This is a genomic window from Kitasatospora sp. NRRL B-11411, assembly GCF_000721345.1.
GTDB classification, from domain to species: domain Bacteria; phylum Actinomycetota; class Actinomycetes; order Streptomycetales; family Streptomycetaceae; genus Kitasatospora; species Kitasatospora cineracea.
Genome location: NZ_JOGH01000173.1, coordinates 1 through 9,687, shown reverse-complemented (window position 1 = coordinate 9,687; position 9,687 = coordinate 1). Strand labels below are relative to the sequence as shown.

At 73.9% G+C, this 9,687-nt stretch carries 9 protein-coding genes; 1 reads left to right on the top strand and 8 read right to left on the bottom strand.

What is annotated here, in order from left to right; translation table 11 throughout:
• The 8 genes from IH44_RS0137135 to infC form a co-directional block, all read right to left on the bottom strand.
• Nucleotides 1-1,177: MFS transporter (locus IH44_RS0137135; protein WP_030464255.1), on the bottom strand; the 1,177-nt coding region annotated here is incomplete at its 3' end.
• Between the two features lie 229 nt (nt 1,178-1,406).
• Entirely contained in the window at nt 1,407-3,917 is a 2,511-nt protein-coding gene (gene pheT, locus IH44_RS0137130) for a phenylalanine--tRNA ligase subunit beta (RefSeq protein ID WP_030464254.1), read from the bottom strand.
• Nucleotides 3,917-5,038: a phenylalanine--tRNA ligase subunit alpha gene (pheS, locus tag IH44_RS0137125; RefSeq protein ID WP_030464253.1), complete on the bottom strand. Its 1,122-nt coding sequence runs from the start codon at nt 5,036-5,038 to the stop codon at nt 3,917-3,919. The genes pheT and pheS overlap by 1 nt, the downstream gene beginning before the upstream one ends.
• A gap of 127 nt (nt 5,039-5,165) precedes the next feature.
• Nucleotides 5,166-6,254 carry an ATP-binding protein gene (locus IH44_RS0137120; protein ID WP_030464252.1) on the bottom strand — a complete coding sequence of 363 codons (1,089 nt, stop codon included), beginning with the start codon at nt 6,252-6,254 and terminating at the stop codon, nt 5,166-5,168.
• Nucleotides 6,255-6,298: 44 nt separating this feature from the next.
• Entirely contained in the window at nt 6,299-7,168 is an 870-nt protein-coding gene (locus IH44_RS0137115; RefSeq protein ID WP_030464251.1) for an RNA methyltransferase, read from the bottom strand.
• 103 nt (nt 7,169-7,271) lie between these two features.
• Nucleotides 7,272-7,658: a 50S ribosomal protein L20 gene (rplT, locus tag IH44_RS0137110; RefSeq protein ID WP_030464250.1), complete on the bottom strand. Its 387-nt coding sequence runs from the start codon at nt 7,656-7,658 to the stop codon at nt 7,272-7,274.
• Between the two features lie 104 nt (nt 7,659-7,762).
• A complete protein-coding gene (gene rpmI, locus IH44_RS0137105; protein ID WP_030268653.1) occupies nt 7,763-7,957 on the bottom strand; it encodes a 50S ribosomal protein L35 in 195 nt (64 codons plus the stop codon).
• A 134-nt stretch (nt 7,958-8,091) separates the two neighbouring features.
• The gene (infC, locus tag IH44_RS0137100; RefSeq protein ID WP_051818103.1) at nt 8,092-8,805 is read right to left on the bottom strand and encodes a translation initiation factor IF-3; all 714 of its coding nucleotides are present in this window, start codon (nt 8,803-8,805) and stop codon (nt 8,092-8,094) included.
• A gap of 464 nt (nt 8,806-9,269) precedes the next feature.
• On the opposite strand from infC, the gene IH44_RS0137095 reads away from it, so the two are divergent.
• The gene (locus tag IH44_RS0137095) at nt 9,270-9,650 is read left to right on the top strand and encodes a DUF1844 domain-containing protein (protein WP_030464248.1); all 381 of its coding nucleotides are present in this window, start codon (nt 9,270-9,272) and stop codon (nt 9,648-9,650) included.
• The last annotated feature ends 37 nt before the right edge of the window (nt 9,651-9,687 follow it).

Below are 9,687 nucleotides of genomic sequence, written 5' to 3'. Positions count from 1 at the left end.
GCACCGCCGCCGCCCCCTCCCGCACCACCGCCGGCCGCGAGACCACCGTCACCAGCAGCGACACCGCCGCCAGCGCCCCGATCGCCCAGCGCACCTCCACCAGCTGCGCCAGGGCGCCCGCCAGCGCCGCGCCCACGCCCTGCCAGGCGATCCGGCCCGCCGACTCCACGCCCTGCACCTGCCCCCGGGCGGCCTGCGGCGTCAACGCCAGCAGCCGCTCCTGCAACGGCAGCGTCGCCGCGAACCCGACGCCCGCCACCCCCACCGCCAGCGCCGCCGCCCACACCGGCGGCCGGGCCGCCAGCAGCAGGAACGGCCCCGCCAGCAGCAGCCGCAGCCCGTACGCCAGCCGGGCCCGCCGGGCCGCGTCCAGCAGCCGGCCCACCACCAGGTCGCCCACCAGCATCCCGGCCGCGCTCGCCGCCAGCAGCGTCCCGGCCGCCGCCGGCGCGTACAGCAGGAACAGCGCCTCGCAGCCCACCACCAGCCCGTTGGGCACCCACAGGTTCAGCAGCAGCGCCCGCCGCCCCGGCCGGCCCAGCAGCTCGACGTTGCCCCGCCAGGTCTCCCGCAGCCCGGGCCGGCGCGGCGGCCGCACCGACCGCTCCCGCACCGTCGCCGCCACCACCAGCGCCGCCAGCGCCGTCAACCCGGCTGCCGCGCCCAGCAGTTGGTACGGCGTCAGCACCGCCAGCAGCGCCCCGCCCAGCGCGAACCCGAGCACCGACGCCCCGCCCGCCGTGACGTTCATCAGCGACCTGGCCGGCGCGTACCCGTCCGGCGGCACGATCTCCGCCAGCAGACCCATCCGCGTCCCCGTCCCCAGCGACTGGAAGAACCCCACCCCCAGCAGCAGCGCGAACCGCGCCGCCAGCGGCAGCCCCGGCACCGCCTGCGCCGACACCGCCGCCAGCGCCAGCAGGTGCAGCGCCACCAGCGTCCGGCGCGGCCGCGCCCCGTCCGCCAGCGACATCAGCGTCAACGCGCCCAGCACCGCCGTGAACGACGACCCGTACATGCTCACCGCCGTCAGGAACGGTGACCCGGTGCGCGCCCGCACCAGCGTGCCCAGCGCGAACCCGGACAGCGTCCCGGCCCCCGCCAGCAGCGTGAAACCTGCGTACAGCCCCGCGAACTCCCGCTGCCGCAGCAGCGCCAGATATCCATGACCAGTCATGAAAAAAGCCTCCGACGCTGCCGCGGGGGCGCGTTCGAAGGCCTACGGGGGAAAATCTACCACTCGACGCCCCGCCCCCGCCCGGGTTCTCACCAGTCCCGAACAGCCCCGAACGCCCCCCGAGCAGCTCCGAACACCCCCGAGCACCCCAGAGGCAGCCCCGGACACGCCGGAGCCCCGCCGCTCCCCCACCCGGGGGCGCGACGGGGCTCCGCCGTGCAACGCGCCGTCAGGCCCCGCGCAGCACCGCGCCGGTGCGCTCACCGGCCACCGCGACCGCCGACTCGCGGGCCGCCGACGCCTCGTCGGCCGTCAGCGTCCGGTCGGTGGCCCGGAAGCGCAGCGTGTACGCCAGCGACTTCTTGCCCGCGCCCGCCTGCTCGCCGGTGAACACGTCGAACAGCCGCAGCGACTCCAGCAGTTCGCCCGCGCCCTCGCGCAGCGCCGCCTCCACGTCCGCGGCGTGCACGGCCGCGTCCACGATCAGCGCCACGTCCTGGGTCGCCACCGGGTAGGCGGAGACCGGCGGGCCGGAGACCCGGCGGCCGTCCTCGAACAGCAGGTCCAGGTCGAGCTCCATCGCGCTGGTGCGCTCCGGCAGGTGCAGCGCCTTGACGACGCGCGGGTGCAGCTCGCCGGCGTGGCCGACGACCTCCTCGCCGACCAGCAGCTCGGCGCAGCGCCCCGGGTGCCACGGCGCGTACTGCGCCTGGCGCACCGTCAGCTCCACGCCCGCGGCGGCCGCGACCACCCGGGCCGCCTCGACCGCGTCCGCCCAGCCGGACGGCGCGCCCTTGCCCCACCAGCCGGACGGCAGCCGCTCGCCGGTCAGCGCGACGGCGACCCGGCGCGGCTGGTCGGGCAGGGCGGCGTCCAGCTCGGCGAGCTGCTCCTCGCTCGGGCGGCGGTCCACCGGCAGCCGCGGCGCGACCTTCGGCTCGGCCTTGGGCAGGAACACCGTGCCGGTCTCGAAGATCGCCAGGTCGGTGTTGCCGCGCCCGACGTTGCGCCGCAGCGCGCCCAGCAGGCCCGGCAGCAGCGTGGTGCGCAGCGCCGGCTCGGCGTCGTTCAGCGGGTTGACCAGCTTGACGGTGCGCCGGCGCGCGTCGTCCGCGTCCAGCCCGAGGCCGTCGAAGGAGGCGTCGCCGACGAACGGGTACGCGTTGATCTCCACGTAGCCCGCGCCGGCCAGCGCCACGCCGACCCGCCGGTGGAAGCGCTGCGCCTCGGACAGGCCGCGCCCGGGCGGGGTGACCGGCATCCGGGCCGGGACGTTGTCGTAGCCCTCCAGCCGGATGACCTCCTCGGCGAGGTCGTACGGGTCGGTCAGGTCGGGCCGCCAGGACGGCGGGGTGACCTCCAGGACGTCCGTCCCGACGACCGAGCAGCCGACCTCCTGCAGGCGGCGGGTGACGGTCTCGCGGCCGTACTCGGCGCCGGCCACCCGGTCGGGCAGGTCGGCGTCGATCGGGATGGTGCGCACCGGGTGCGGGGCCGCGATGTCGGTGACCCCGGCCTCGGCGGTGCCGCCGGCGATCAGCACCAGCAGGTCGACGGCGCGCTGCGCGGCGGCCCGGGCGGCCTCGGGGTCGACGCCGCGCTCGAAGCGCTTGGACGCCTCGGAGGGCAGCTTGTGGCGCTTGGCGGCGCGGGCGATGGCGACCGGCTCGAAGTGCGCGGCCTCGACGATGATCTCGGTGGTGCCGGTGACGGCGCCGGTCTCGGCGTCGACGACCGGGTCGAGGATCTCGGTGGTGGCGCCGCCCATCACGCCGGCCAGGCCGATCGGGCCGGAGTTGTCGCAGATCAGCAGGTCCTCGGCGGACAGCTTGCGCTTGACGCCGTCCAGCGTGGTCAGCGTCTCGCCCTCGGCCGCCCGGCGGACCTGGATCGGCCCGTCCACCCGGCCCCGGTCGTAGGCGTGCAGCGGCTGGCCGACCTCCAGCATCACGTAGTTGGTGATGTCGACGGCCAGCGAGATCGGGCGGATCCCGGCCTTCTGCAGGCGGCGCTGCAGCCAGATCGGCGACTTCGCGCCCGGGTCGACGCCGGTGACGGTGCGCGCCACGAACCGGTCGCAGCCCACCGGGTCGGCGACCTTCACCGGGTAGCCGTACGCGTTGGCCGGCGGCACGTCCAGCAGCGCCGGGTCGGCCAGCGGCAGGCCGTACGCGGCGGCGGCCTCGCGGGCCACGCCGCGCATGGACAGGCAGTAGCCGCGGTCGGGGGTGACCGCGATGTCGAGCACCTCGTCGACCAGCTGCAGCAGTTCGAGGGCGTCGGTGCCGGCCTCGTACTCGGGCGGCAGCACGATGATGCCGTTGTGGTCGTCGCCCATGCCGAGCTCGCGGGCGGAGCAGATCATGCCGGCCGAGGTGTGGCCGTAGGTCTGCCGGGCGGAGATCGGGAACGGCCCGGGCAGCACGCCGCCGGGCAGGATCACCACGACCTTGTCGCCGACCTGGAAGTTGGTGGCGCCGCAGACGATCTCCTGCGGCTCGCCGGTGCCGTTGGCGCCGCCGACGTTGACGAAGCAGTGGCGGATCGGCTTCTTGAAGCCGGTCAGCTCGTCGATGGAGAGCACCTCGCCGACCACCAGCGGGCCCTTGATGTCGGCCCCGAGCTGCTCGACGGTCTCCACCTCGAGCCCCGCGCGGACCAGCCGGGCCGCGACGTCGCGGCCGGTCTCGCCCGCCGGCAGGTCGACGTACTCGCGCAGCCAGGAAAGCGGGACGCGCATCAGATCTCCATCCCGAACGGGAGGGTGAAGCGGACGTCACCCTCGACCATGTCGCGCATGTCGGCGACGTTGTGACGGTTCATCAGGATCCGCTCCAGGCCCAGGCCGAACGCGAATCCGCTGTAGCGGTTCGGGTCGATGCCCGCGGCGACCAGCACCCGCGGGTTGACCACGCCGCAGCCGCCCAGCTCGATCCAGCCCTCGGAGGAGCAGGTACGGCACGGGCGGTCGGGGTTGCCCACCGAGGCGCCGCGGCACACGAAGCACTGCAGGTCGATCTCGGCGCTAGGCTCGGTGAACGGGAAGTACGAGGGGCGCCAGCGCAGTTCGAGGCCGCCGCCGATCAGCTTCTCCACCAGCACCTCGATGGTGCCCTTGAGGTGGCCGAAGGTCAGGCCCTCGTCCACCGCGATCGCCTCGACCTGGCGGAACACCGGGGTGTGCGTGGCGTCCAGCTCGTCGGTGCGGTAGACCCGGCCGGGGCTGACCGCGTACAGCGGCGGCTCGCCGGCCAGCATCGCGCGGATCTGCACCGGGGAGGTCTGGGTGCGCAGCACCATGCCGGAGTCGGCGGTGCCGTCGGGCGCCTCGACGAAGAAGGTGTCCTGCATCGAGCGGGCCGGGTGGTCGGCGTGCAGGTTGAGGGCGTCGAAGTTCAGCCACTCCGCCTCGACCTCGGGGCCGGACGCCACCTGGTAGCCCATGGCGACGAAGGTGTCCTCGATCCGCTCGGCGAGCGTGGTCAGCGGGTGCCGGGCGCCGCGCGGCACGCGGCCGTACGGCAGGGTGACGTCCACCGCCTCCTCGACCAGCACCCGGGCGTCGCGCTCCGCCTCCAGCTCGACCTGGCGCTTGGCCAGGGCCTGGTTGACGGCGCCGCGGGCCTGGCCGATCAGCTTGCCCGCGGCGGCCTTGGCCTGCGGGGGCAGGGCGCCGATCTCGCGGTTGGCGAGCGACAGCGGGGAGCGGTCGCCGGTGTGCGCGACCTTCGCCTGCTTGAGCTCGTCGAGGTCGGCGGCGGCGGCGAAGGCGGCGATCGCCTCGTCCCGGGCCTGCTCGACCACTTCGGGCTTGAGGGCCTCGACCTCGACCGGGTCGTACGACTTATTGGGTGCCGACATCTCTATCTTTCCCGTGCTCCTGCTCGTGATCAGGTCTGCTGCGTCGCCGGGCGTCCAAGAACGCCAAGGGTCGAGTGTAGTCGCAGGCCGCGACCCCCCACCGCGACGGACCGCGCCGCCGGGCGGCTCAGAGCATGAAGTCGGGGACGCCCGCGGGCAGCACGAACCGGAACCGGGCGCCGCCGCCGTCGGCCCGGCTGATCCGGACCACCCCGCCGTGCGCCTCCACGATGCCCTTCACGATGTACAGGCCCAGGCCGGTGCCGCCGCGCCTGGAGCCGCGCCAGAACCGGGTGAACACCCGCGGCATCGCCTCCTCCGGGATGCCCGCGCCCTGGTCGCTGACGGTCACCGCGGTGCCCTCCACCGCCCGCGGCGGCGTCCCGGGCGTCTCCACCAGCTCCCGCGCCGCCCCGACCTCGATGGTCACGGTGCCCTCGCCGTGCCGGACCGCGTTCTCCAGCAGGTTGGCCAGCACCTGGTCGAGCTTGTCCGGGTCGCCCCACTGCTCGGCGGGCGGCCCGGCCACCCGGATGTCGAAGCGCTCGGCGGGGATCCCGGCGGCCACCTTCCCGGCCACGTGCCGGTGCACGGCCGCGGCCAGGTCGATCCGCTGCTTGCGGATCTCCAGCCGGCCGGCGTCGATCCGGGAGATGTCCAGCAGTTCGGCGATCAGCCGCACCACCCGGTCGGCGTCCGCGTCGACGGTCTCCAGCATCACCCGCTTCTGGCCGTCGTTGAACCGCTCCCACTTGGCCAGCAGCGTCGCCGTGAAGCCCTTGACGCTGGTCAGCGGGGAGCGCAGCTCGTGCGCGACGGTGGCGATCAGCTCGGCGTGCGAGCGCTCGGTGCGCCGCCGCGCCTCGGTGCCGCGCAGCGTCACCACCACCTGCCGCACCGGCCCGCGCGGCACCTCGCGCACGTACCTGGCGCACACCAGCACCTCGCGCCCGTCCAGCAGCAGGTTCCGCTCGGGCTGCCCGGTGCGCACCGCGAGCCCGCCGTACGGATCGGTGAGCCGCCACCAGCGGCGCCCGTCCAGGTCCTCCAGCGGCAGCGCCCGTTCCAGCTCGACGCCGATCGCGTGCCGCGCGGAGCGGCCGGTGATCCGTTCCGCGGCCCGGTTGAAGACCACCACCCGGCCCTGCCCGTCCGCGACCACCAGCCCGTCCGGCAGGTCGTCAGGTTCGACCGGTGCCCAGTTGACGCCGCCCATGGGTGTCCTCCCCGCCCGCCCCCTCGCAGGCCCAGGAACCGACCCTAGCGCGCCGGGCCCTCGGCGCGACACCCGCTGTGGGAGCGCTGGGCGCGCGCGGAGGCGTACAGGCACACGGCGGCCGCCGTGGCGAGGTTCAGGCTCTCCGCGTGCCCGTGAATGGGCACCCGCACCACCTCGTCCGCCAGCGCGCGGGTCTCCTCCGGCAGGCCCCACGCCTCGTTGCCGAACACCCAGGCGCACGGGCCCTCCAGGGTGCCCTCGTCCAGCTCCTGGTCGAGGTCGCGCTCCCCCGCGCCGTCCGCGGCCAGCACCCGCACCCCGGCCGCCCGCAGCCGCGCCACCGCCTCCTCGACCGGCACCCCGGTCGCCACCGGCAGGTGGAACAGGCTCCCGACGGACGCCCGCACCGCCTTCGGGTTGTACGGGTCCACCGAGGCGTCGGTCAGCACCACCGCGTCCGCCCCGGCCGCGTCCGCGGTCCGCAGCACGGTGCCCGCGTTCCCGGGGTCGCGCACGTGCGCGAGCACCGCGACCAGCCGGGGCCGGGCCGCCAGCACCTGCTCGAACGGGGTGTCGATGAACCGGCACAGCGCGACGATGCCCTGCGGGGTGACGGTGTCGCAGATGTCCGCGACGACCTCCTCGGTGGCGCTCAGCACCGGCAGCCCGGCCTCCCGCGCGGCGGCCACGATCTCGGCGTGCCGCCCGGCGGCCTCCGGCGTCACGTACACCTCCACCACGGCGTGCTCGCCGTCCGGCAGCCGCCCGAACGCCACCGCCTCCCGCACCGCCTGCGGGCCCTCGGCCAGGAAGCGCCGCTCCTTGCCGCGCTGGCTGCGCTTGGCGAGGCGGCGGGCGGCGACGACGCGCGGGGAGCGCAGGGAGGTCAGCAGGGGGGTCTCGGTGCTCATGCTCACGATCTTCGTCACGGGCGGGCGGGGGCGCGGTACGCAACGGACCCGCAGGCCGGGCGGCCTGCGGGTCCGGGGAACGCTTTCAGGGCGAGCGCCTGGATCAGGCGGCGACCTTGGGGGCGTTGACGTCCGCCGGGAGCGCCTTCTGGGCGACCTCGACCAGGGCGTGGAACGCCACGGTGTCGTTCACCGCGAGGTCGGCCAGCATCTTGCGGTCGATCTCGACGCCCGCGGCCTTGAGGCCCTGGACGAAGCGGTTGTAGGTGATGCCGTTGGCACGGGCAGCGGCGTTGATGCGCTGGATCCAGAGCTGGCGGAAGTCGCCCTTGCGCTTCTTGCGGTCGTTGAAGTTGTAGACGAGCGAGTGGGTGACCTGCTCCTTGGCCTTGCGGTACAGGCGCGAACGCTGACCGCGGTAGCCGGAGGCCCGCTCGAGGATGACCCGGCGCTTCTTGTGGGCGTTCACTGCCCGCTTGACGCGTGCCACTTCATTACTCCTTGGTTCCGGACCTCGGATCGTGCCGGCGGTCCGTTATTCGATTCGGTCGGTAAGGATCAGCGGGTGCCCGCGGCGCTGCCGCGGGCGGGCGATCACTTGCCGAGAAGCTTCTTGATCTTCTTCGCGTCGCCCGGGGCCATCTCGGCGTTGCCGGCCAGCTTGCGGGTCAGCGTCGAGGGCTTGTGCTCGAGCAGGTGGCGACGGCCGGCACGCTCGCGCAGCACCTTCCCGGAGCCAGTGATCTTGAAGCGCTTGCTGGCGCCGCTGTGCGTCTTCTGCTTCGGCATGTCGCCGTATCTCCTCGTCGGTCCGTTCCGGCCCGCACCGTGCGGTGCGGGCCGGAACTGGATGGATCTCGTCTCCAGGGCGGGACGCCCCGGAACCGGGTGCCTCGGCTCCCCGGCCACCCGAGCCCGAAGGCTCAGGCGTCCTGGGCAGCCTCGGCGGGCTGCTCGACCTCGGCGGCCTCGGCAGCGTCGTCCGCGGTGTCGGCGGCCTCGGTCTCCTCGACCTCCGCCACCTCGTCCTCGACGTCGTCCGCCTGGTCCGCGGCCGGTCCGCGACCCAGCCGCTCCGCCTTGCGGGCGTCAGCGGCGGCGCGGGCCTCGGCCATGGCCTCGGTCTTCTTCTTGTGCGGGCCGAGAACCATGATCATGTTTCGGCCGTCCTGCTTCGGAGCGGACTCCACGAAGCCCAGGTCCTGGACGTCGTCCGCGAGCCGCTGCAGCAGTCGGAAGCCCAGCTCGGGGCGGGACTGCTCACGACCGCGGAACATGATCGTGATCTTGACCTTGTCGCCCTGCTTGAGGAACCGGACGACGTGACCCTTCTTGGTGTCGTAGTCGTGCGGGTCGATCTTCGGCCGGAGCTTCATCTCCTTGATGACCGTGTGCGCCTGGTTCTTGCGCGCCTCACGGGCCTTCATGGCCGACTCGTACTTGAACTTGCCGTAGTCCATGAGCTTGCACACCGGCGGGCGCGCCGTGGCGGCGACCTCGACCAGGTCCAGGTCGTACTCCTGGGCAAGCTCCAGCGCCTTCGCGAGCGGGACGATGCCGACCTGCTCGCCGCTGGGACCGACGAGTCGCACCTCGGGGACGCGAATCCGGTCGTTGATGCGGGGCTCGGTGCTGATGGGGCCTCCTCGGTTGCACCTTTTCCGATGCGGCCGTCGGGCGGCGGTCGCACGTAGTGGTTCTCGACCACTGGGCGGGGCTTCATTCATGCTCCGCTGCCGCCCTGCCGCCTGGCAGGAGCACCGAACGCACGAAAAAAGCCCCGCACGGTACAGGCGGGGCTCCACACGTTCCGGGATGTCCTGGCGGACACCACTGGCAGCGAACAATCCTTGCGGCGCTCGCCACGGACCGGACCCGTCGGCCCTTCGGCCGATCAGGTGGGAGACTGTCGCGGCTGCCCTCTCGGGCCTCCTGGAGTGGAGCCTCCACTTGCTGGCCGGGCACCCCGAAGAGTCGCCTGGCCGGTCAGTCTCGAATCATACCAGCGTTCCGGGCCCGACCGGTATTCCAGCCCCCTCCCACCCGCCTTGTACGCTCCTTCCGTACTGCGCTTTCGCACCAGCACCCCCGGAGTGACACCTTGACCAGCCAGCCCGACCACGCGCACGAGTCCGAGTCCGACCAGGCCCTCGGCTTCGACGACCTGACCCGCGACATCGCCGAGGTCCCCGCCGTCGAGGTGATCACCACCGTCGCCGTCCACTTGATGAGCGCCGCCGCCGTCAAGTGCGGCCTCGCCGAGGGCGGCGAGGCCGACAAGGACCTCGACGAGGCCCGCAAGCTCATCACCGCCCTGGCCGGCCTGGTCACCGCCGGAGCCCCCGAGATCTCCAACTTCCACGCCGCCCCCCTCCGCGACGGCCTCCGCTCCCTCCAGCTCGCCTTCCGCGAAGCCTCCCTCGTCCCCGACGCCCCCGGCTCCGGCCCCGGCGAGAAGTTCACCGGCCCCGTCTACTCCTGACCCGCCCCACCCACAGAAGCCGCCCCCACCGAACGGC